This window comes from Thermogemmatispora argillosa (genome assembly GCF_059696725.1).
On sequence record NZ_AP019377.1, the window covers coordinates 4,539,775 to 4,561,592 of the forward strand.

The 21,818-nt window shown below is 63.2% G+C and carries 15 protein-coding genes; 7 read left to right on the top strand and 8 right to left on the bottom strand.

Annotated features, from left to right (window positions below):
* Positions 1-169 precede the first annotated feature (169 nt).
* The 4 genes from AC6H1L_RS17835 to AC6H1L_RS17850 all read right to left on the bottom strand — a co-directional run bounded on the left by AC6H1L_RS17835 (position 170) and on the right by AC6H1L_RS17850 (position 4,452).
* Positions 170-1,027 (bottom strand): ABC transporter permease, encoded by an 858-nt coding sequence (locus AC6H1L_RS17835; protein ID WP_497598817.1) that lies wholly within the window; start codon positions 1,025-1,027, stop codon positions 170-172.
* A gap of 58 nt (positions 1,028-1,085) precedes the next feature.
* Positions 1,086-2,039 carry an ABC transporter ATP-binding protein gene (locus AC6H1L_RS17840; RefSeq protein ID WP_497598818.1) on the bottom strand — a complete coding sequence of 318 codons (954 nt, stop codon included), beginning with the start codon at positions 2,037-2,039 and terminating at the stop codon, positions 1,086-1,088.
* Positions 2,040-2,426: 387 nt separating this feature from the next.
* Positions 2,427-3,677 (bottom strand): hypothetical protein, encoded by a 1,251-nt coding sequence (locus AC6H1L_RS17845; protein ID WP_497598819.1) that lies wholly within the window; start codon positions 3,675-3,677, stop codon positions 2,427-2,429.
* Positions 3,678-3,729: 52 nt separating this feature from the next.
* A complete protein-coding gene (locus AC6H1L_RS17850; protein WP_497598820.1) occupies positions 3,730-4,452 on the bottom strand; it encodes an RNA polymerase sigma factor in 723 nt (240 codons plus the stop codon).
* A 409-nt stretch (positions 4,453-4,861) separates the two neighbouring features.
* Here AC6H1L_RS17850 and AC6H1L_RS17855 point away from each other — a divergent pair, with 409 nt between their 5' ends.
* Both AC6H1L_RS17855 and AC6H1L_RS17860 read left to right on the top strand, forming a co-directional pair.
* Positions 4,862-6,475: a phage terminase large subunit family protein gene (locus tag AC6H1L_RS17855; protein ID WP_497598821.1), complete on the top strand. Its 1,614-nt coding sequence runs from the start codon at positions 4,862-4,864 to the stop codon at positions 6,473-6,475.
* A 403-nt stretch (positions 6,476-6,878) separates the two neighbouring features.
* Positions 6,879-8,546 (top strand): HEAT repeat domain-containing protein, encoded by a 1,668-nt coding sequence (locus AC6H1L_RS17860; RefSeq protein WP_497598822.1) that lies wholly within the window; start codon positions 6,879-6,881, stop codon positions 8,544-8,546.
* Between the two features lie 102 nt (positions 8,547-8,648).
* On the opposite strand, the gene AC6H1L_RS17865 is transcribed toward AC6H1L_RS17860, so the two are convergent.
* Both AC6H1L_RS17865 and AC6H1L_RS17870 read right to left on the bottom strand, forming a co-directional pair.
* Entirely contained in the window at positions 8,649-9,458 is an 810-nt protein-coding gene (locus AC6H1L_RS17865; protein ID WP_497598823.1) for a carbon-nitrogen hydrolase family protein, read from the bottom strand.
* A 229-nt stretch (positions 9,459-9,687) separates the two neighbouring features.
* Complete coding sequence (locus AC6H1L_RS17870; protein WP_497598824.1) at positions 9,688-10,998, bottom strand: DUF1015 domain-containing protein; 1,311 nt, start codon at positions 10,996-10,998, stop codon at positions 9,688-9,690.
* Positions 10,999-11,918: 920 nt separating this feature from the next.
* Here AC6H1L_RS17870 and AC6H1L_RS17875 point away from each other — a divergent pair.
* Positions 11,919-13,961 (top strand): protein kinase domain-containing protein, encoded by a 2,043-nt coding sequence (locus AC6H1L_RS17875; RefSeq protein ID WP_497598825.1) that lies wholly within the window; start codon positions 11,919-11,921, stop codon positions 13,959-13,961.
* Between the two features lie 323 nt (positions 13,962-14,284).
* Positions 14,285-14,569 carry a hypothetical protein gene (locus AC6H1L_RS17880; protein WP_497598826.1) on the top strand — a complete coding sequence of 95 codons (285 nt, stop codon included), beginning with the start codon at positions 14,285-14,287 and terminating at the stop codon, positions 14,567-14,569.
* Between the two features lie 137 nt (positions 14,570-14,706).
* Here the strand turns inward: AC6H1L_RS17880 and AC6H1L_RS17885 are convergent, their stop codons facing one another.
* Positions 14,707-15,366 carry a type III secretion system chaperone family protein gene (locus tag AC6H1L_RS17885; RefSeq protein ID WP_497598827.1) on the bottom strand — a complete coding sequence of 220 codons (660 nt, stop codon included), beginning with the start codon at positions 15,364-15,366 and terminating at the stop codon, positions 14,707-14,709.
* A 392-nt stretch (positions 15,367-15,758) separates the two neighbouring features.
* Here AC6H1L_RS17885 and AC6H1L_RS17890 point away from each other — a divergent pair, with 392 nt between their 5' ends.
* The 3 genes from AC6H1L_RS17890 (at position 15,759) to AC6H1L_RS17900 (ending at position 20,157) form a co-directional block, all read left to right on the top strand.
* Positions 15,759-16,796 carry an aminopeptidase gene (locus AC6H1L_RS17890; protein WP_497598828.1) on the top strand — a complete coding sequence of 346 codons (1,038 nt, stop codon included), beginning with the start codon at positions 15,759-15,761 and terminating at the stop codon, positions 16,794-16,796.
* A gap of 272 nt (positions 16,797-17,068) precedes the next feature.
* Positions 17,069-18,802, top strand: a complete 1,734-nt coding sequence (locus AC6H1L_RS17895) for a protein kinase domain-containing protein (RefSeq protein WP_497598829.1) — start codon at positions 17,069-17,071, stop codon at positions 18,800-18,802.
* A 221-nt stretch (positions 18,803-19,023) separates the two neighbouring features.
* The gene (locus AC6H1L_RS17900; protein ID WP_497598830.1) at positions 19,024-20,157 is read left to right on the top strand and encodes a carboxylate-amine ligase; all 1,134 of its coding nucleotides are present in this window, start codon (positions 19,024-19,026) and stop codon (positions 20,155-20,157) included.
* A gap of 125 nt (positions 20,158-20,282) precedes the next feature.
* Here the strand turns inward: AC6H1L_RS17900 and AC6H1L_RS17905 are convergent, their stop codons facing one another.
* Positions 20,283-21,680: a GNAT family N-acetyltransferase gene (locus AC6H1L_RS17905; RefSeq protein WP_497598831.1), complete on the bottom strand. Its 1,398-nt coding sequence runs from the start codon at positions 21,678-21,680 to the stop codon at positions 20,283-20,285.
* Positions 21,681-21,818 lie beyond the last annotated feature (138 nt).

The following is a 21,818-nucleotide window of genomic DNA, read 5'->3' on the forward strand; positions in this document are numbered from 1 at the left end:
GGCGTTGGTCATAGAGCGAGCGGGAACAGCGCCGCGCCCGCGCCGCCTGGATGCGAGCGCCTGCGCGCTGTTCCCCTTGCCCTGCCCTGCCCGGCGGGAGGGACCGGATCAGCCGGCCATCCCGCCCGCCGACCTGGCGACCCGGCGCCTGCGGCCCCCTCCCGCGCCCTCACAGATCGCGGTGCGCAAAGCGCAGCATCCCCAACAGCGGCAGCACCACAATATAGAGCGCCACCCAGAGCGCCATCGCCGGCGTCAAGGCCTGGGCCCCAATGATCGGCAGATTCTGCACCTGATGCAACCCGATCAGGTCCTGAGCCGCCGGCGGCAGCAGGGCCGCAGACGCCGCATGCCAGAGCGCATCGGCGGGCATCAGCAACTCAAAGACCGTCCTGATGCGCTCCACCGTAGCACTCTCCCCCGTAATCTGCGTCACCACCTGAGTAAAACTGGCGATCGGCGCCGCCAGAAAAAGCAAAGCCGCCATCGCCCCATTGGCCAGCGTAGGCAAGCTGGCGCTTCCCAGCGTCAGCAGCGCCAAGAGACTCAACATCCCCAGCTCCAACAGACCCAATGCCTGCCCCATCCCATCGGGCCAATAGCCCGTCTTCCAATAGATCACCCCCAGAAAGCCCAGCTCCAACAGCGCCGTATAGCCCCCCAGCACCAGCGCATAAGCCAGCCACTTCCCAAAGACGATCTCCACGCGATGCAACGGCTTCGGCACAATCACCGCCAGCGTTCCCGCCTCGATCTCGCCCGAAAGCATCCCCGCCGTCAGCAGCAGCGTCATCAGACTCGACTGCAAATAGACCGACCAGGTGGCCAGCACCGCCATCAAAGCCCCGATCCCCAACAGCAACAGATCGAAATCAGCGGGCTGGACCCGCTGCAGATTATCGACCAGCGCGCTCAACAAGAGCGTAAAGAGGCCCAACAGCAGCAGCGTCAGCAGCACCACCGCCACAAAGATGCGGCGGCGCACAATCTCCTTGAGCGTAAAGCGAGCGATCACCGCCCAGCCCATAGCAGCGCGCTACCTCCTTCTTTCCTACCTGTCTGCCTGCCTGCCTGACTCCCCAGACCTATTGCAAACTGCGCGACAGCTCGATCGTACGCAAAAAGACCTGTTCCAGCGAGCGCCGATGCGGAGCCAGCCGATAAAGACGCGCCCCGCAGGCATGGACCGCCGCGGCCACCTCGGCGCTCTGCTCCTCGCGCCGCAAACGCAGCAACACGCGGCAGGGATCGTACGGATCGCGCTCCACCGACAGCGCCAGCCGGGCGAACTGTTGCAGCAGGGCCTCACTCAGCGGCTCGGCGCGCACCTCCACAAGCAGCGGCTCATCAAACAGCTCCTCCGGCGCCCCCACCTTCAAAATGCGCCCCAGATTGATAATCGCCACCCGATCGCAGAGCGCCTCAACATCGGGAAGCTGATGAGAATTGATAAAGATACTCGTGCCGGCCCGCTTCAAATCGAGCAACAAGCTGCGCAAATCGTGCTGTCCGACCGGGTCGAGACCCGTCGACAGCTCATCGATAATCAACAGCTCCGGGCGGTTCAGCAAAGCCTGCGCCAGACCGATGCGCTGCAACATCCCTTTCGAAAACGTCCCCAGCCGCTGGCGCTCGCGGCCTGCCAGCCCGACCAGAGCCAACACCTCCTCAATGCGCGCCCGCAGCAGCGAACCGCTCATACCATAGAGCGAACCATGAAACTGCAAAAACTCCTCTGCCGTCAGCCAACGATGAAAGGTTGGCAACTCCGGCAAATAGCCGATGCGGTGCCGCACCTCGCGATCGCCCAGCGGGCGCCCCAACAGGCGTACCGTCCCTTCGGTCGGCTGCACCAGACCCGTCAAGATCTTGACCACCGTACTCTTGCCCGCCCCATTCGGCCCCAAAAAGCCGAACGCCTCACCGCGATAGGTCACAAAGCTGATATGATCAACGGCCAGCAACCGATGATAGAGCTTCGTCAGCCCTTCGACCTCGATCGCCGGCTCACGACTCCCTGGCTGTCGCTCTGCACTCATCAGCCCGTATTGCTCCTCTCTGTCAATCGGTCACCTGGGTCGTAGTCTGCCTGGCGCTGGCCAATCTGTCAAGACCTCGCGGCAGCAGCGCGAGAGCCACCACCCTACCCGGCGAGAGGGCGCCCCCCCTCCCTCCCTCCCACGCTCCGAGGCCAGGCGCGCGCCTGACCCTTACTCGCCCCGTACGCTACGCACAAAACGGCGGCAGATCGAACAGAAGCCGCCGCAGCGGACTGGCCGCCACCCAGCTTCCGCCGATCTGCCGCTCGACCTCACAGCGAGGGGCAGGTACGGAACGGGACGGAACGGAATGGAGTGAAATGAAGCGTTATGGAACACGAACGCCTGCCAGAGCCGTCGCGGAGCGCGGCCAGCCCAGGCTACCGCTTACTGCAGACTATTCGCCGCACGCAGCAGCTCATGCTGATCGCCACCGCTCTCACTCAGCAGATAGATATACCCCTGAGCCTGCCAGAGCACGGCCACCCCGTCCGGCAGATCAGTCACCTTCTTAGACGACGCCAACTGCTGACTGGTCAGCAAGAGACCCGCCTGACCCTGGACCGTCACCGCCTGGGAAGTCATCCCGGTCAGCACGGGGATCGGCACCGTCCCACTGCGCAAATCGATCTGCCGCAACTGCTGCACCAGCGAAGAGGGCAGCCCCGGTAGCGAGAGCAAGAAAGCGCGCAGATCCTCCAGCGAAGCCTTACCCGTAGCCTCGATCGTCGGCGACGGCGTCTGCAAAATCGCCAACAGCTTGCCGCCACTGCTCACATAGTGCGCCTCGACAATGCGCGAGACATGGATCACAAAGGTTGCCCCGTCCAACTGCGCCGGGACCGGCACCTCAGCATGTCCGATGCGCGTCAAATAGGCGCGCGCGCTGGCCGCCCGGAAGATAAAGGTGGCCTGGCCGCCTTCCAGCACATCAAAGACCGGCTGCCGTCCGCTGAAGCCCGCTGGCAACTGGGCCGGCAACTTCAGCGCGAAACCGGCGAGCCGCTCAGCCTCGGCGCGCGTCAAATTGCGCTGCGGCTGCAGCAGACCTGGCGACGCCTGCACCTCACCCAGATCGCGCAACGACGGGAACTGGGCCGACTGCATGGCCTGCTGACTGACCGTCACCGGCTGGAAGCGCTGCACACTAAAGAACGACAGGAGGGTCGCCGCCAGCCCGGTGCTGGTCCCGACCAACAGCAGGGCCAAGAGCAAGACCGCCGCCGCGATCGCCATCCACGAGCGGCGCAGCACCTGCCGGACGGGCACACGGCGCCCCTGCGGAAGCTGCACCGGGCGCACGCGTGGCCCCGCCGCGCCCAGCAGCGCCCCCTCAGAGGCGGGCGCGACCGAGGGCTTCGGCTGATCGCCCGTCCTGCCGGCCCTGGCCAGCACCTGCCGCAGCCGCCGGCGCGCCTCCTCGCCCTCGGCGGCGCTCACCGTCTGGCCCTCCTCCTCCGCCCAGGCCGCATTTGCCTCCAGCATCAGGCGCTCTAAACTGGCGTCGGTACTGGCCTCCTGCGTCAGCCTGAGCAGGGCCTCCTCATCGCCGCTCTCCAGCGCCTCCAGATAGCGCCGCAAGAACTGTGCGCGCTGCTCTTCCTGATGGAGAGCCTGCGCTTGCTCATACTGTTGCATAGTACATCGATCCCTTCTCTGCTCTGCTCGCACTGTTCACGGTCGCTGTCTTCTAGCGAACATCTTCTGACTCCTGTGCGCCCCTGGCCGAACGGCTGGCCCCATGAGCAGCGTAGCGCTCACGGAAGGCGCGGCGCAGGCGTTGCAGCGCGCGATGAAGGCGCACCCGGACCGCGCCGGAACTGATCCCCAGTCGGCGTGCCAGCGCCTCGCGCTCGCAATCCTCAAGCAGCGCCAGCCGCAGCAGCTCACGATCGTCCTCGTCGACGAGCGCCAGCAGGGCTTGGGCCTCCTCCCTGGCCTCAACCACCTGTTCCGGGCCGTGGATTGTCCTATCCTGCACCTGCTCGAAAATATCCAGCTCATTCGCCGCCTCCGCTGGCACCAGGACCTGGGCCAGGCGCGTAGCAGACCACTCGCGCCGCAGTTGGCGCGCGCGCTCGGCCTTCTGCCGCCGAATCACATTCAGCCCGATCCCAAGCAACCAGGCCAGCGGTTGCCGTTCCGGCTCGAAGCGCGCAGCATGGGCCAGCGCCTCGACAGCGACCTCTTGTAGTAGCTCTTGAGCCGTCAGCCGGGCCTCGCCTTCTCGTGCCAGACCCAGGCGTACGGCATAGAATTGCAGGTTCTGCAGCAGCGTTTCAGTATGCTCGATCAGAAAGCGCTCCAGCGTTGCCCGCGCCACCTCTTCAGCAGAGGCAGCCGCAGACCTCGACTGAGCAGCCTCTGTCGAGAAGACTGCCGAAGACCCGCTTTGCGCTGGCTCACGCTTCATGAGTTCTGGCGATCCTTTCCTTGTCCTTACCAACCTTCGCAGGAACCGGCTCCTGCTCACATCATTCTATTCACCGCGACCCGGCCCAACGTTACAGCTCTCCGGCGCACGAGTCACCCCACCCACGGACTCGCGCCTCAACCCCGGGCTGTCCCCCTTGACTCGCCCGGCCCTGCCTTGCCGACCCGCCGAAGAGCAGGGCGGGGCCGGATCAGCGGGTCAGGCTCTTGCCAGCGCGCGGGGCGGTATGCTATACTCTTCTTTAGGACCGGCCCCAGGCCGCGCCCAGGCGAGAGCGGTGCGAGGCGCTGGCCGGTCCTTCCAGGCTCCTCCACTCGACCCGAGCGAGCGGGCCAGGCTGCTCACCTCTGGCCACCCACCTCGCTCAAGCTGTCGTACCTCTCCCAGCGTGGCGACAACCTGCCGCAGCCGCAGCGGTCTTGGCCTTCCGTCACGTCAGCACTACCCAACTGCCGGCCTGGCCCGCTCTAGTGCACTCATGATCGACCCGCAGCTCTTCCCTTCTGAGCCATCCGCAGACGCCATCGACCACTTCGCCAGCACAGTGCTGGCGCGCCCCCTCTATCCCTACCAGCGCGAGATCGCCGCCGCCATTCTCGACTCCGTCCGCAGCGGGCGCGGCGACATCTTCAGCGTCATGCTGGCGCGCCAGATGGGCAAAAACCAGCTCTCCGCCGTCCTCGAAGCCTATCTGTTAGCCACCGCCCCCGAAGGCACCATTGTCAAAGCCGCCCCCACCTTCAAACCGCAGCTTCTCACCAGCCGCCTGCGTCTGCTCAGCCTGCTGCAATCCTCGCCCCTGGCCGAGCGTCTCTGGCGCGACGGCGATCACCTGCTCGGGCTGGCGCCCCAACCCGATCCGCTGCTCGTGCGCCGTCACTGCGGACCACGCATCCTCTTCCTCTCCGCCGCCCCCGAAAGCAACGTCGTCGGGGCCACCGCCAGCCTGCTCCTCGAAATCGACGAGGCCCAAGACGTCAGCCCCGACAAATTCGATCGCGACTTCCGCCCAATGGCCGCCACCACGAACGCCACCACCGTGCTCTATGGCACCGCCTGGAGCGATGACACCCTCTTGGCCCGCCAGCGTGCCCTGAACCTGGAGCGCGAGCAACAGGCCGGCCGGCGCACCCACTTTGAATACGACTGGCGCGCTCTGGCAGCCATCAACCCGGCCTACCGGCGCTTTGTCGAAAGCGAGATCCAGCGCCTGGGCGAGCGCCATCCCGCCATTCAAACGCAGTACCTGCTGCAACCCATCAGCGGCGCCGGCTACCTGCTCACCCCCCTCCAGCGCAGCCTCCTCCAGGGAGACCACGCCTGGCAAGAGGAACCGCACGAAGAAGGGCACTACGTCGGCGCCATCGACATTGGCGGTGAGGAGCGGCGACCCGAGCAAGAGCTAGCCCTCCTGACTCAGAGCGGCGCCGTGCCGCACCGGCGGAGCCGCGATAGCACCGTCCTCACCATCGCTGCCCTCAGCCGGAACCAGCTAGGGCTATCCAGCCTGCTCGTCGTCCACCAGCAATGGTGGACAGGCCGCCCCTATCTGGAGCAGTACACCGCCGCCCTGGCCCTGGCCGAGCGCTGGCGCCTGCGCCGCCTCATCATTGACGCCACCGGCCTGGGCGCCGGCCTGGCCGCCCTCCTGCGCAGCCGCCTCGGCGATGAGCGGCTCCTCCCCTTCACCTTCACGCGCGCCAGCAAATCGCGTCTCACCTACCAGTTCCTGGCCGCCATCAACGGCGGACGTCTCCAGCTCTACCGGCCTGCCAGCGCCCCGCCAGCCATTGTGCACGAGTGCTGGCACCAACTGCGTCAGGCCCGCTACCGTCTGCTCGGAGAAAGCGGCCTCGACATGTACGTCAACCCCAGCGACGGCCACGACGACTTTCTCATCAGCCTGGCCCTGCTCTGCGAAGCCCTCAACGAGCTGGACCAGCCGCCCATCTCGACCCTTGTCCCGCCACCTCGCCTCTACCGCGACGAAAGCCCCTTCTGAGCTATCGCTCCCGGTTCCCCTGGCCCGCTCTGCCTGTCCCTCAGCCAGCGCCATCCTCCTATCGACTTACACCCTATGACGTGGTACAATCCTCACAAGCATAGCTGGACAGGCACCAGAAACCAGCGGCCAGGCCAGAGAGGCCAGCCAGCAACCTTCACCACAGCAGAGGCGCGCCGCTCAATTGATCCAGCGGAGCGGAGCGGGCCACAGCGCGTCGTCCCCTGCTGCGGCGACCCGGCGCACAAGCAGGCGCCAGAGAGAGCCAACACCAGCCACCCAGACACGAACAGCTAGCAGAGAAGAGAAGAGCACGAGCGTCAACGTATGCCGTTTACTTCCACTCCTGTGGCCTGAATTGCTTGGATGGAAGACAGCGCAGACAGAGAAAAGAGGGAGAGGCATGCCAAAAAAGCGCAAAGAATCACTCCCGAGCATCGATGACATTCTTGAAACCATGTGTCACCGCGACACCATCGAGCCGCTGCAAATGGATGCCTATCTAGAGCGGCTCGACGAGGAATGGCTAGCCGGAGCGCGCGACAAAGTGCTATCCCTGCTCCGTCGCCGGGACCCGGCGGCCCACTCCACCGCGGTCTATATCCTCTCGCACCTCGCTACCGAAGACGACCGCGAAGTACTCGAAGACTTTATCACCGATCCCACCGTCAGCGACCTGGCCAAGCTCACCCTGGCGCCCGTCCTTCGCGAACTCAATTCCGAGCTGGCTGAAGAGGGCCTGGTCGAGTACCTCAACGACCCCGAGGCCGCCATGCTCCAGATGCAGAGCCGCCTGCTCGAACTGGTTGGCAAGAGCGAGCTGGGCGTTGAAGCCGTCCTTGAGGACGTGCTCAGCATGCCCCTTGAGCGACGCCTTGGCTTCGTTGACTGGCTCGGGCGCAGCCATGACCCGCGGGCCGTTCATCTGCTCCTGCCCCTCCTCGAAAACCAATCAACGCGCCTTGTCATGGCCGCCATTGACGCCCTCGAACAACTGGGCAGCCTGGCCGCGCCGCAGGCGATCCCGGCCCTCAACCATCTTCTGAGCACCAGCTCTAACCGTCTCCTCAAGCAGCACGCCCGCGCCGCCCTCGGACGCCTCACCATGCAGGCCACCCCCGGCACCGAAGCCCAGGCCCTGGCCGACGCCGCTCGTCCCGCCTACCCGCTCTATGAAACCCGGGTCAGCTTTATCGACGGCACCGGCTCCCAAATCATCATGCTCGCCTGGAAACACTCTGAAGGGACCGTCAAGGGGATCAATCTACTCTGTCAAGATCAGTGGGGCATCAAAGACTGCTACAGCACCGATGAAATGGCTGTCGAACGCTGGCAGCGCCTCGTCCGCGAAATGAGCGACCAGGGCTTCACAAACTTCGCCGTCCCGCCGGCCTACTGTCTGGCCCTGATCGCCGAGGCCGCCACCCTCAACCGTCGCGGGCGCCACAAGCTCCCCATCGCTTACGCCATCTGGCGCCCCCTGCTCGCCGCCGAAATGCAGCAGCACCAGGGCCAGCCCGTTGCCACAGCCCTTGAACCGCAACCCTTCGCCCCCGAGCTGCTGCCGCTCGTCCAAAAAGGCGATGAGCTATTTCGCTTGCCTGAATTTGCCTCCTGGATGTATGAGCCACTGGAGCGCATCCAGCCCTTTATGGCCCGCTACTGGGGCACCATAGAGTTCCCCCATGTCCCTTCGGCCAGCAGCCGAGGACGGGGACGCAGCTCCAGGCAAAGCCAGCCCACCCCAACCGATCAGCGTCAGGCCCTGGAAGCCGTCATCGAGCAGGCCTTAGAGGAGCTGATTGACGATCAATGGCGCCTCCTCTATGAGGCGCGCCTGCGCCGTCAAGGCCAGCTCTTCGCCTTCGCCGGTCGGCAGCAGGAGGTCGCCCTCATCCGGGCCGTCGCGGCAGCCTTGCATCCAGCCTCGGGCCACCCCCTCAAAGAACAGCCCTTTGTCCGCGCCTTCCTCAGCCTCTCGATCCGTCAGGGACCTTTCCGCATGCTCCTGGAAACGCTCGACAATGACGAGCTGCAGCCGCTGCCAGGTGATCTCTTCCCACCACGCTAGCTAAGCCGGTCCACCTCTGGACCGGCTCCGCGCCTGGCCTGGGCAGGCAGAAGTCACCTGGCAGCCAACGCTGCTGCTCAAACCTTGGCCAGCCGCAGCCTGCTAGCGATAGAGATCCGTACGCCGATGCTGCAGCGAAGGCACCTTTGTCCTGGCCTGCTCCAGACGCTGCAAATCAAGCTCACCAAAAACTACCTGCTCGCCCTCGCTCCCCTCTGCCAGCACGACCCCCAGCGGGTCGACATGCAGCGAGCGGCCCAGGAACTGATGACCGGCCTGGTCGCAGGTAAAGACATAGGCCGTATTCTCAATGGCGCGCGCGACCACCAGATGGCGCCAATGCACTTCCTTCAAATGGCCATTAACCCAGCCAGAGGGCACCACAAAGAAATCAACGCCGCGCGCCGCCTGATAACGCGCCACCTCGGGAAAGCGCAGCTCGTAGCAAACGAACAGCCCCATGCGCCCGAACGGCGTCGCCAGCGGCTCAAAGAGCTGATCGCCACTTACAAACACATCCGACTCGCGATAGCCGTAGGCATCGAACATATGCGTTTTATGGTAGGCGCGCAGCAGCTCGCCCTGCCCATCGATCACCACCGTCGTATTGTAGGTCTTCTCCTCGCTCTCGCTGGCCGTCTCGATCATCCCGGCCACAACCCAGACCTGGGCCGTCCGCGCCGCCTCGCGCAGGCCAGTCACAAAAGGACCATCCAGGGACTGCGCCACTCTGCGCGCATGGGGAGCTGTAAACTCCTCATGCGAGAGATAGGCCATAAAGATCTCCGGCAGAATCACCAGGCGCGCCCCCCGTTGGGCCGCCAGCGCAATCGCCGAACGGGCCTTCGCAAGATTCTCCTCTACAGAGGGACTTGACTCAAGCTGTGCGGCAGCAATCAGTGTCGTCGTCATAGTGGACGTCGCTCCTCTCCTTGGCGTCGCGTAGACGTGCGACCAGACCCCTGGTCGGTCTCCACAACTCAGCAGCATCAAGAAGCCATTGCACAGACGAACGGCTGAGCCACAGTCAGCCTGTGGCCCAGAGAGGCCCGGGGATGAGGGCGCGCACCTGGCACCTGGTCAGCCGGGCCACTTGACAGACAAAGAAGGGAGGCAGCTCGTACCATCAGCCTGGCCGACGCTACCAGAGCGGATGAATGACCAGCCCGCTGGCCAACTTCGGATAGAGATAGGTCGACTTCTGAGGCATGCGCTCATCGGCGCGAGCCACCTCACAGACCTGACGCACAGGCGTTGGATTGAGCAGCAGCACCGCCTGCGCCTCGCCGCGCGGCAGAGCGGCTAGCGCCTCCTCCGTCTCATGCGTATAGCGCAAATAGCGCCCTGCGCTCACATCTTCAGCGCTGAGACCAAGCAGCTCCTCCAGCAACAACCGATGAGCGATGGCCACATCCAGCGCATTCCAGGCCGGCGCTCGCCCGCTCTCGGCCATCCGTGCCCGTCCCGCCTCGGTCAACGTCAGCAACCAGCTCCCCTCGTTGGTCAGCAGCGCAAAGGCCGGCGCCGCCCGCCCCGCCTCGGCCAGACGCCGCACCAGGGCCGCGCCCCGTCCGCTCTCCCCTTCCAGGTGCTCAACCTGGAAATAGCGGCTCAGATGGGTGGGAGACAGCCGCTGCAACTGCTCGGCGGATAGACCCGACAGTAAGCGGTGCGTCGGCAGCACCAGCAAGCCAGGATCGTCCACATCGATCAGCACCATCATCACGAAATTGGCCCCATCCTCCGGGTCCAGCCCGCGATGAAGCTCACGAATCTCCTCGCGATAGCTCAAAGCCGTCTCATAACGATGATGACCGTCGGCGATAAAGAGCTGGCGCTGACTGAAAAAGTCCTGGATCAGCGCGATCTGCTGCGGGTCCGTGATCGGGTGCAGACGATGCTCATCGGCCAGCTCATCGCGGACCTGGACCTCAGCGCGCTCAGCATAGGGCTGCAGCAGGCGTCGCAGTCGCGCTTGCGGGTCCTCGTACCAGGCCATAATCGGACTAAAATTGGCGGCGCAGGCCCGCATCAACTGGAGTCGGTCATCCTTGGGCTTGCTCAGCGTCAGCTCGTGGGGCAGCACTACCCGCGCGCTCCACGGCTCCAGGCGCACACGCGCCACCAGGCCCGTACGCGTATAGCTCTGGCCCCCATAGCTGAAGCGCTGCTGATACAGATAGTAGCTGGGAACAGGGTCCTGGCGGAGCACGCCCTCCCTGCGCCACTCGGCAAAGGTCTGGGCCGCCCGCGTATAGCGATTATTGAGACTCGTATCGTCGGGAAACTCGCGCCCCAGCTCCAGACGGATCATATTGTAAGGATGGCGTGCATAATAGCGCTCCTGCGCCTCCGGTGAAATCACATCAAACGGCGGACAAAGTACCTGTCCGAGATCGCTCACCACTTCAGGCGCATAGCGTATGCCACGGAAAGGTCGTACATCTGCCATAGTCGAGGCACTTCGCTTTCTCTCCAGATTCAGCGCTCCCACAAATAAATAGCGTATAAGACCCTCATCGCCTCGTTTGCCGCAAGAGCATCCCGACGGCGGAGGCAAAGGGGGCAGCGCCTTCTCTGCCCATTGTACCATCTCTGTCAGCTCTGGCCCAGCCCATGCGCCGGGAGCAGGCCGCTGCGACGACAGCGGCTGACCCGCGCGAGACGTGGCCACCAACCAGGACACCCCTCTTGACTTTTCGCGCCTGCTATGGTATCCTGAAACTAGAACATAAGTTCAAATCTCGCAACCGAAGCGACCTCCCCTTTTCCCCGTGCGGGAGGCGGTCCCCCGCCGCCTCCCGGCTCGCACTCTCTCTCGTTTCGCTCTCCACGGGCGGTCGGGTTCCACCGTGCTCCCCCCGACTGCCCGTCTTCTTGTTTGGCTCTGCCGGCGCCTGGGTCCCGTCGCTGCTAGCCGCCGCGACTGAGGAGCAGAGAGCGCCCCGCCCCTGCTGCGTGCAGCTCCCGGTTTGCCGGGCTGGCGGGAGTCGCTGGTGAAAGAGTTTCCTGCGGGAATAACCCACAAGTCCTACAATAGGCGTAACAGATTGACTCGCTCTGATATACTTTGTAATCTCATTACGTCGGAGCCGTGAACACACGCAACCAAAGCCCAGCAAACAGGCTCTGAGCGCGCTGCCTGCAGGCGATCTCAGGGAGGGAGCCGGCCTGTGGCGTGGCGCGCCAGGCGAGCGAGCAGCATCTGCAGAATGCGAGCCTATGGGCTGCCTGTGAGGAGGGGTGCACAGTCTCAGCTTCTGCCCTGCTTTCTGTGGCGAGCTGGGGCGCTGGCCCTCGCTCGACAGGTACCGGAACTGTCTCTGACCCGTCCAGCCAGCGATGGGTACAGTTTTGGAGAACGGAGATGCTATGTACGAGACGCAGCAGCAAGAAGATCTGCTGGTGGGGCAGATGGTGGGAGGGTACCGTGTTGAGCAACTGCTGAGCAAAGGTCGTGTCAGTGCCGTCTATCTGGCCCGGCACCCCGTGAGCGGCGTGCCGGTGGCAGTTACCGCCATCATTATTCCCGAAGACTTCTCGGTCCGTGCTCGTAACCGCTTCATCCGGCGTTTCACCCAGATCGCGACGGCTCTGCTTGAGCTGGACCACCCGCATATTCTACCGATTTACGACTTTGGCGAGCAGCTCGGCTATCCGTACTTGATTTCTCCCTACGTCACCGATGGCTCAGTGGCGCACATTCTCAAGCGTGATGGGCGCTGTGCCCCCTCCTACGCGCTGGAGGTCCTCCAGCAGGTGGCGGCGGGACTGGACTACGCTCATGCGCGAGGCATTGTGCACCGGGCCCTGAAGCCGGCCAATATTGTGCTTCAGGGTGATGAGCACCATGTGACGGTCGCGGGCTTTGGCCTGGTTGATCTCCTCCAACTGCGCGGTGTCCGGCGTGTCGAGCATCCCTATCTCCATTTGCTCAATCTAGCCGGAACCTTCCTCGGGGCGCCTGAGTACCTGGCCCCGGAGGTAGTCCTTGGTCAGCAGCAGGTCGATGCCCGCGCTGACATCTACGCGCTGGGGATCATCCTCTATGAGATGCTGAGCGGCAAGCCGCCATTCACAGGCAACGACTCGCTAGAGATCGCCCTCCAGCATGTCAAACAGCCGGTGCCAGCGCTACGCAACCTCTGTCCCTCGCTGCCTCCAGAGATCGATGAGGTGCTCTCTCAGGCGCTGGCGCGCGATCCGGCGCGGCGCTTCCCCTCGGCGGGGGCCTTTGTCGCCGCCTACGCCCGCGCGCTGCGCAGAGAGCAGAGCTTTGCGGTAGCCGCGCCCGCCGCCTCTGCCACAGGCCAGACTCAAACCCGGTTGGCCGAGGACAATGAGCTAACCAGCTCCGGCGCTCACTGGCAGCTCCGGCCTCCCATCATCACCGGGCGCCTGCCCAGCATACAGCGCGGGCGAGAGCTGCCGACGACTGGCCCTCTGGCCGGAGGCGGCGCCTGGCAAGACCAGCCTTTGCCTCTGGTAAAGGAGGCGCCCGCCCTTGGCCTTGGGACTGGCGCCCCGGCGGCCAGCGGGACCAGGCGTGAGATGGTCTCTTTGCCTGGTACATTGCCCCAGGCTGTGCCTCCCATGCCTCCGGCTCCGCCCATGCCCGTACCCAGTGGCGGCAGCGCCGATCTTGATAGCTTCGCCTGGTGGTCCGGGCGGCCCGAGGACTACGCTCCAAAACGCTTAACATCAGGGCAGACCGCCGCGGCGGCTGCCAGGGCGCCCGCCGTGGTTGAGAACGCAGAAGCGGCTCCGGTGGTCCTGCCCGCTCCGCGGGAGCAGCGTGAAGATCTGGCGGGGCGCGCGCGCCAACTGCCGCAAGGGGTCCCCTTGGCGACGGACATCCCAGTGAGCACACGCCGTGGTCGCAAGCGGCGACGGCGCCAGGTCGTAGCACTCCTGGCCGGCAGTGGGCTGGCGGCGGCTGGCCTGGGGCTGGCTCTCAAAACCTCGGCGGCGCAATCGCTCCTGAGCGGCCTCTTCCATTCCAGCCAGGGACCCGGCGCGGCGACCTCGTCCTCTCCCTCGGGCACTGGCCAGTCGCAGACCACCGGCCAGCCAGGCAAGACCAGCGCCAGCTCTGGTACCAAGTCAAACGCGAAAGTCATCGGCACCACAGCCCTGGCTCTCAATTCTGCCCAGGCCTTTACCAACCCTGCCGATGGCAAACAGGGGCTGCTCATTCATCTGCCGAGCGGGACATTCGCCGCCTACTCGCGTAGCTGCACCCATGAGGGGGTAGCCGTCAACTACGACCCTGCCACCCATTTGCTGGTCTGTCCTGCTCATGGGGCGATCTTTGATCCGGCCAAGAAGGGGAGCGTTGTCCAGGGTCCTGCCACGACCCCGCTTCCACAGATCATGATCCGCGTCAATGCCGACGGCTCCATCACGACTGTCTAGAGCCTGAGTGAGTGAGACGGAAGCGAGGAGGCGCGACCCGGACCGGCCCCGGCTTTGGCCTGCCTCGGCGTGCGCCAGGCGCGTCGCTCGCTGCAGGCCCTTCTCTCCCACCAGGGCGGCTAGCCGGGATGGCCATCTCTGGCTTGACGTGCAACGGTTGCGCTGGGTAGACTACAACCAGTGACTCCGTGAGCCGCTTCCTCCCCTGGTGGGGGAGAGTTCAACGTCGACTGCACAGTAATCACGTGGGAAGGAGGCGGCGCCTCTCAACTTTCGCCTGAGCATGCCGTCCAGGGTGAGGAGGCGCCGCAAAAGATGGCCAAATGGATGAGACCGTTTTGGGCTATATCGGCTTTGTCGTAGCCGCCCTCATATTGGCCTGGGCCGCCCTGGAGATCGGGAAACGCCTCAGCGCCTTCCGTCGCACAAGCACCGAGACCGAGACGGCAGATCGCTGGATCAGGCTGAACTCCACTCAGCTCGATCAGCTAGAGGAGATGGCGCCCGAGGCTCCCCTTGACGACGATGAGGATGAGCCTCCCTATTCTCCTCCAATGCGCTCACAGCTCAATGGCCATTATTCGAATAAGAGCAAGAAAACGTTCTAGCAGAGTGCGCGCAGCGAATCGGCCCAAAGCAATGAGCAAGCGCTCCCCTGGCGTGACATGCTGTGACAGCTCGCCCTGCAGTTGCGTCCAGGGCCTGGGAGATGCCCAAGCCAGCGAAGCTCAGTCAGGTCAAGAACTTAGTCGGAACTGCTATCGCGTTCCTGGCTCTGTCTCTCCTGAAGCATACGCCTGATCTCTGCCAACACTTCGGCAGCATCCAGCTCAGGCTGCGGCGCCTCACGTAGGGACTCGTCTTCTTCCGCCTGTGCTTGCTCGCTGCTGAGTCGCTCGCCCCAGGAGAGGCCTTCTCTTTCGTAGCTCTCTAGAAACGCCTGCTCACAAGCAGCGAGGGCAGCCCGTGCCGTGCACTGCCCATAGATGATGCGCGGCAGCAGGCTGTGATAGATGACAATCGTCTGAATGACCCCTTCCAGATAGTGGCGAAACGCCTGTAACGCCAGCCTCTGCTGACCCAGATAGAGGCTGGCGCTAAAGCGTATCTCGCTGTCCTCCAGATCCAGGCCAAAGCGTCCCAGCGGAAGGGTGTAGTTCAGGCTCATCAACGCTTCCAGGCAACTCAGGCGCTGCCGCTGCGGCAGAATACTCAGGTGGGGGACGATAAAGAGCAGCCTTCGCCCCAGCGGACCAGCCTGCAGCATGATCAGCAGTTGCCACTGACCCAGCTCATCGTGAAAGACTAACTCAACTATCCCCTGACGCTCATCCACGCTGGCGACGCGCAGTCCGAGCCGTGTGAGATAGTCCACCACATCGCTTATGCGGAAATCTTCGCTCACTGCTCTCCTCCCTTCTCATTCACTGCCCACCTGTTGCCGCCGCTCTGCCGCTACTCCCCCTCCGTTTCATTTCAAAACAAGCAGGCTCTGTCTTTCTGTATGGAGTATAGCAACGACCTGGATCGGTAGTTCTCACCTTCTCGTTATACTGGAAGCGGAGAGAGCAGGCTGACCGTCGTTTCCCAGAGGCGTTACCCTGACGGGAGTGACGGCGTCTCTCTCTCCAGAGCGTCCCGAAGAGACCTGACCGGGCCTCCGCGGCCTGGCAGGCGAAGGGTGAGTCGGAAGTTGGATGAAAAAATCGGCGATCTTCATTGCGTTCTCTAGAGTAGGGAGAGCGAGAAGCGCATCGTGAGCTTAGTGCAGTCAGAAGAAGACAGGAACGGAGAACCATGAGCCAGCGAGCAACCACGAACGTTCAGAGCAGCCTCAGCTTTGAAGAGAGAGTCCAGCGTGGGGCCGAAAACGCCCTGAGCTGCATGGGGGTGGCGGCCACCGACCGGCTCTTTATTTTGACCGACTATGAGCGGGGAGCAATCGCCCGTCGAATCGCGGCGGCGGCACTTGATCGCCACGCCGATGTCAGCGTGCACTTCCTGGAGCATTATGGCAAGCGCCCCCTAACGACCTTTCCTGACAGTCTGCGCCAGGACCTGCAGCAGTTCCATCCTACAGTCACTTTCTACATCGCCACCACTCGCCCAGGTGAGATCGGCTTCCGTATTCCTTTGCTGCCTTTCCTCACCAAGGAGTTGCGCGTCCGGCATGGTCACATGCCAGGCGTTGATGAACGGCTGATGGCCGAGGGGATGTGCGCCGACTACGACCAGGTCTACGAGATTACCAATAAGGTCTATGAGATCGTGCGTCAGGCCGAGCGCATCCATGTCACCTCGGCTAAAGGCAGCGACCTGACCGCAACTTTCCACAAGCACTGGAAGTGGATTCCCTGTCACGGGCGCTATCACGAGCAAGGCCAGTGGGGCAACCTCCCCGAAGGCGAGGTCTTTACAGCCCCGGCGGATGTCAATGGGGTGGTAGTCTGCGACGTTCTCGGCGACTTCTTCTCCGCCAAATATGGCGTCCTCAAGCATCCCGTGCGCATTACCATTAAGAATGGCTATGCCACAGAAGTGACAAGCGAAGACACGGCGATCGCCAAGGAACTGCGCGATTATCTCTTCTCGGTGCCTAATGGGAACCGTGTCGGCGAGTTTGCCATAGGTACTCTCATCAGCCTCAAAGAGCCTGTCGGCAACCTGCTCCAGGACGAGAAGATCCCTGGGTTGCATATAGCCTTTGGTAATCCCTACCCCGAATATACCGGGGCCGACTGGGATGCCCGCATTCATGTAGATGTAGTGCCAACAAGATGCACCATCGAAGTTGATGGCCGTCTGATTATGCGCGATGGCGAGTTCTGCTTCTAAAGTCTGATCGCCCGCGCCCTTCGGCCTGAGCCTGCTCGCGCCTCGGCGAAAGCAGGCCCAGGCTGCGCCTGTTCTGCCGGTTCCGGTCCGGTCCGGTCATGCCACCTGGTCGCCCGGAGGAGCTTCCCAGTCCGGCGACACCGTAACCGCCACCGACCGGCATAAGAGGAAAGAACAACCGCAGAGAGCATAGCCTGCCTGTCTCTGGCCTGGCATAAGCGTTTCCACCGCCCACCGCCAGGGCGAGAGGCACAGGAAAGAGGAGCCGCGAAGTGTTGCACAGCAGGGGGCAGGAACTGATCGGCAAGACCCTGGGGGGGTACGTACTCGAAAAATTGCTGGGCTACGGTGGAACCAGCGCCGTCTACCTGGCGCGCAGCAGCGAGCCTGCCACGCCAGCCGCACCGGTAGCGCTCAAAGTCTTTCTTCCGCGCACTCACCTGACGCCGGCCAAGCGGGCCGAGTTCCTGCGCCGCTTCCTGCAGGAAGCTCAGGCCGCCAGCCGTTTAGAGCATCCCCACATTTTGCCTATCTACACGTGGGGCGAGGAAGCCGGTTTCGCCTATCTGGTTATGCCTTATATGGCCGGTGGCACGCTGGCCCACTACGTGCGGCAGCACGGTCCTCTCTCCCTGGAACAGGCCGCGCACTATCTGGAGCAAATTGCTTCAGCCCTGGACTACGCTCATCAGCGTGGCTACATCCATTGCGACGTCAAGCCCGCCAACATCTTACTTGATGGGCGGGGAAACGCTTTCCTTTCCGATTTCGGCATCGCTCGCTTGCTAAGGGATGAACTGCCAGGCGAGGGCGAAGGGGCGCCAGCCAGTGAGCAGGTAACTGGCGAGTCGCCACTGATGGGCACGCCGGACTATCTGGCTCCAGAGCAGGCGCTCAATGAGCCAGTTGATCACCGGACAGACATCTACGCGCTGGGGGCCACCCTCTTCTATCTGCTGGCCGGGCGTCCGCCCTTCCTGGCCGATTCGCCCATTGCCCTGGCGCTGCTCCATGTCCACGAGCCACCGCCAGCCCTCTGTGAGCTTGATCCGCACATTCCGCCCCAGGTTGACTATGTCCTGCGCAAAGCCCTGGCCAAATTTCCTGAAGAGCGTTTCGCCTCTGCTCAACTCTTTAGCGACGCCTTCCGCCTGGCCATTAGCGGCCCCGACACCCCGGCGCGCCTGCGCCTGAGCCTGCATGGCCTGCTGCTACCGGCCTGGGTGCCCTTCTCACTCGTCCAACGCCTGGAGACTCTGCCGCTGTCGCCGCTCTTGAACATCAGATGGAAACCCCTGCTTCTCATCCTGCTCCTGTCGCTTCTACTCTGCTCTGGCTCGCTTGCCTATGCTTCCTATGCCCTCCATGCTGCTCGCATGCCGTCGGCCAGCCCCTCTGGCCCTGGCGCCTCCCAAGCGAACAGAACCGTATCCCAGTCCGCGATCGTGGCCACTGCTCCTGTAGATCAACTGCTCGTCGGAGCCGCCGACTGGCCGCATGGTCCTGGCGCCTTCTTCGCCGACGGCGAGTATCATCTGCTCAATACCTCGGCCCATACCAGTGCCCTGGCCCTCTATGCTCACCACCGCTTTGACAATTTTCACCTCGCCGTCAACGTACGTCAGGTGCGTGGCTCCCATGATGAGGCCGACTATTACGGGGTCGTCTTTCGGGTCAGCAGCGACCAGCAACGCTACTACGTGTTTGCGGTTGCTAGCTGGGGAGGCGGCTCATACGCCGTCTGGCGCTATGGCGGTCACTGGACCACCCTCATCGAGGGGCCGGCTCCCAGCCTGCTGATCGGACCAGGGGCGCTGAATACCCTGGAGGTCGATGCTCATGGTCCGCTCTTGCGCCTCTTTATCAATGGCAAAGCTATCTCTGCTTCGCCGCTGCGTGATCCCACGCCTTCCGCTCCTGTCAACGGTGGCATTGGCCTCTACGTGGAAGAAGAAGGCAGCGAAATTGCCTTCTCGCAACTCTATATCGGGCCTGCTCGCTTCTAACGAACCTGCCCTAACCAAAGACTGGCCCACGCCCGCAGATAACGCCTGGTCGAGGCAGCGCACCGGCAGCTTCTGGCCTGGCTTGTCTCAAAGGCGAGGGGCGATTTGTTCCGTCCCTGCCAGAAAGTAGAGTATAATTCAAAAGGATCGTCTTGAAGGCGTTGCGTGTCGAAGGAGCCACCTCTGCCGGACCTGTCGCTTTGAAGAGCAAAGGATCACGTATGAAACGTCGTTCAGCCCTTTATCGTCCCACTCTTGGCGTCGAGGAAGAATTTCAACTTGTTGAGCGTCGCAGCGGTCAACTCTGCAGCGCCATCGAGCGCGTCCTGGAGAAAGGCCAGCCTCTCTTTGGTGAGCAGATCAAACCTGAGATGCACGCCTCGACCGTTGAAATCATCAGCCCGGTCTGCGCCGATATCGCCGCCGTACGGCAAGCGTTGGGCACATTGCGCCGGAGCCTCATCGAAGTGCTGGCGGCAGAAGACCTGGTCCCCGTCAGCGCTGGCACCCACCCTACAGCCCGCTGGCAGGATCAGCAGCGCACCGAACGCGAGCGCTACGCTGAGCTAGAGGAAGAGGAACAGGATGTAGGCCGCTCCTTACTGATCTTTGGGCTGCACATCCATGTAGGCATTCCCGACCGTGAAATCGCCATAGCCGTCATGAACCAGGCCCGTCTGTGGCTGCCGCACCTGCTTGCCCTCTCCGCCAACTCGCCATTCTGGGCGGGCCGCCTGACCGGCATCAAATCCTATCGCTCCGTCGTCTGGAAGCGCTGTAACCGCAGCGGCCTGCCCGAAGTGCTGCCCAACCTGGCCCACTTTGAGCGCTACGTCGATGACCTCATCCAGGTGGGAGCCATCGACAACGGCAAGCGCATCTGGTGGGATATCCGCCTCCATCCCTTCTTCGACACCCTCGAATTTCGCATCTGCGACATGCCAGCCACTCTTGAAGACACCCTGGCCCTGACAGCCCTCTGCCAGGCCCTGGTTGCCAAACTCTGCCTCCTCCATCAGCAAGGCGTGACCACCTTCGTCCTCCCGCGCCTCTATATCGAAGAAAACAAATGGCTGGCCATGCGCGACGGACTCGACGCCACCTACATCGACTTCCCCAACCGTCGGCGCCTGAGCATGCGCGAAGCCATCGGAGAACTTCTGGACTTCGTCGCCGACGTAGCCGATGAGCTGGGGAGTCAGCGAGAAATGGCCTACCTGCGCGCTCTGCTGACTGATCCCCGCGGCACCGGAGCCGATCGCCAGATCGCTATCTATCGCCAAACGGGCGCCATTGACCAGGTCATTCGCCTGCTGATCGAACAGACGACCCAAGGCGTCCTGGAAGTCGCTTGAAGCGGCCAGCGACCCGCCCAGCCGGTGGGCGAGCACCCCTACGCAACAACAAACAGCCACTCGCCCGCCGGTTCCCTCCTCTTCCCTCTCACTGCCTGGCCCGGCGACGCTCAACGCCAACCATGCTAACCCAACGGAAGCGCCCAAGAAGGCCGCTTAGGAAAGAGCGTCTGGAGCAGCAGCTCCGCCGTCGGTCTCACCTCAATATCGGGAAAGGCATAGCTCAGCTCATCCAGGCTGCGGTAGCCAAACAGCAGCGGTAGAAACGCCTGCGGCGGAAAAGCCGCATCGGCCCGCTCATAGTCAAAAGCAGGCTCCTGTTCCTCCACCATCTCCAGTCGGCCCGCCTGAAAATGCAGCAGCACCTCATAGCCATAGAAATGCAGACAGAGCCTCCCACTGTAGCCAGCCAGCGGCGAACAGCTCAGCCGCTGCTCCAGTACCGGAGTCACATGGTGCAAGAACGCCGCCAAATTGGGGACACGCACATACCAGGCATAAGAGCGGCTACTCCTCACCGCCAGCGGCTCGCCATAATAGTTGGACAAGCGCAGCAGCGCTGCTCGAATTGGATGCCCATCGTCCAGATAGATGCGCAACTGATCGATCTCAGCCGGATCGCGGCGCACCAGCATCCTGCCTCCCTCGGCCAGGACTGCCCGCAGCACAGGAGGCAAGAGCCAGAACAGATCGACTCCAGGCACCACCTCGAAGCAGCTCAACACCGGCACCACCGAGCGCCAACGCATCGTCGGCATCACCAGAAAGCCAAGAAAGCTGCTGTGGTGGCTGCACATCACCAAAATATGCCAATGCTCCCCCGTCCGGCAGTGCTGCCAGTGAGTTAAATGGTAGCGCCACCACTCCTCACTGATCGGCGTCGACACTGCAAACCCGCCCCGACGACGGTCAGCCTCATAGAGCGCCATAATGGCAGGAAGATCCTCCAGCGTCGCATCGCGCAGCCACACCGGCTCTTGACCCTCCTCCGACGCGGGCGGAATCGAGGCCACCGGGAAGGTCAAATAGCCGCTTAGCGCTAGCGCATACTCGTAACCGAACTGACGATAGAAGTAGGGAATACCCGTAATCGCCTGCACCTGGGCACCCAAGACCTCGCTCCGTGCGTGCAGCAACTCAAGCATCGCCCGGACCAGACCGCGATGACGATAGGCCGGATCGGTCACCACCAGCTCGGGGCGGCCCACTAGCAGGCGGACATCCTCATACTCCCAGGGCTGGCGCCACAGGCAGGCGCAGGCTACCACCTTCCTGGAGCGACGGCGCCTATCCTCCACCAGCGCGAAATCGTGGCTCCCCATCAGCGGATGGCTGCCGCTGACCAGCTCGCGCACATGCCAGGCCAACGGCTGCTGCAAAGGATCAGCCGGCCGGTGTAGAAAAACCTCGCACTCCAGACGCGCCAGCTCTTCAGTATCCTCGGGGCGGGACCAGCGCAGCCGCAAACCATCGCCTAACTCGCGCACATATTGTGGATCTGCCGGAGAAAGCCTGGAAGGCATAGGAAAGACCCCTTTCTCGATTCACAGGAGTTTTTGAAAAATAAAAAAAGCCCACAGACAGCGCTTCTGAAGGAGCAAACCAGGGACCAGCCAGGAGCCGCTGAGGAGGTAGCGCAGCGCCTACAGGCCCTAACCACG

Excerpts from the sequence above, each read along its gene's own strand:
- AC6H1L_RS17880 (WP_497598826.1), top strand. The coding sequence starts at position 14,285 with ATGGATGAGACCGTTTTGGGCTATATCGGCTTTGTCGTAGCCGCCCTC.
- AC6H1L_RS17860 (WP_497598822.1), top strand. The coding sequence starts at position 6,879 with ATGCCAAAAAAGCGCAAAGAATCACTCCCGAGCATCGATGACATTCTT.
- AC6H1L_RS17865 (WP_497598823.1), bottom strand. The coding sequence starts at position 9,458 with ATGACGACGACACTGATTGCTGCCGCACAGCTTGAGTCAAGTCCCTCT.
- AC6H1L_RS17875 (WP_497598825.1), top strand. The coding sequence starts at position 11,919 with ATGTACGAGACGCAGCAGCAAGAAGATCTGCTGGTGGGGCAGATGGTG.
- AC6H1L_RS17870 (WP_497598824.1), bottom strand. The coding sequence starts at position 10,998 with ATGGCAGATGTACGACCTTTCCGTGGCATACGCTATGCGCCTGAAGTG.
- AC6H1L_RS17850 (WP_497598820.1), bottom strand. The coding sequence starts at position 4,452 with ATGAAGCGTGAGCCAGCGCAAAGCGGGTCTTCGGCAGTCTTCTCGACA.
- AC6H1L_RS17840 (WP_497598818.1), bottom strand. The coding sequence starts at position 2,039 with ATGAGTGCAGAGCGACAGCCAGGGAGTCGTGAGCCGGCGATCGAGGTC.
- AC6H1L_RS17835 (WP_497598817.1), bottom strand. The coding sequence starts at position 1,027 with ATGGGCTGGGCGGTGATCGCTCGCTTTACGCTCAAGGAGATTGTGCGC.
- AC6H1L_RS17890 (WP_497598828.1), top strand. The coding sequence starts at position 15,759 with ATGAGCCAGCGAGCAACCACGAACGTTCAGAGCAGCCTCAGCTTTGAA.
- AC6H1L_RS17905 (WP_497598831.1), bottom strand. The coding sequence starts at position 21,680 with ATGCCTTCCAGGCTTTCTCCGGCAGATCCACAATATGTGCGCGAGTTA.
- AC6H1L_RS17845 (WP_497598819.1), bottom strand. The coding sequence starts at position 3,677 with ATGCAACAGTATGAGCAAGCGCAGGCTCTCCATCAGGAAGAGCAGCGC.
- AC6H1L_RS17900 (WP_497598830.1), top strand. The coding sequence starts at position 19,024 with ATGAAACGTCGTTCAGCCCTTTATCGTCCCACTCTTGGCGTCGAGGAA.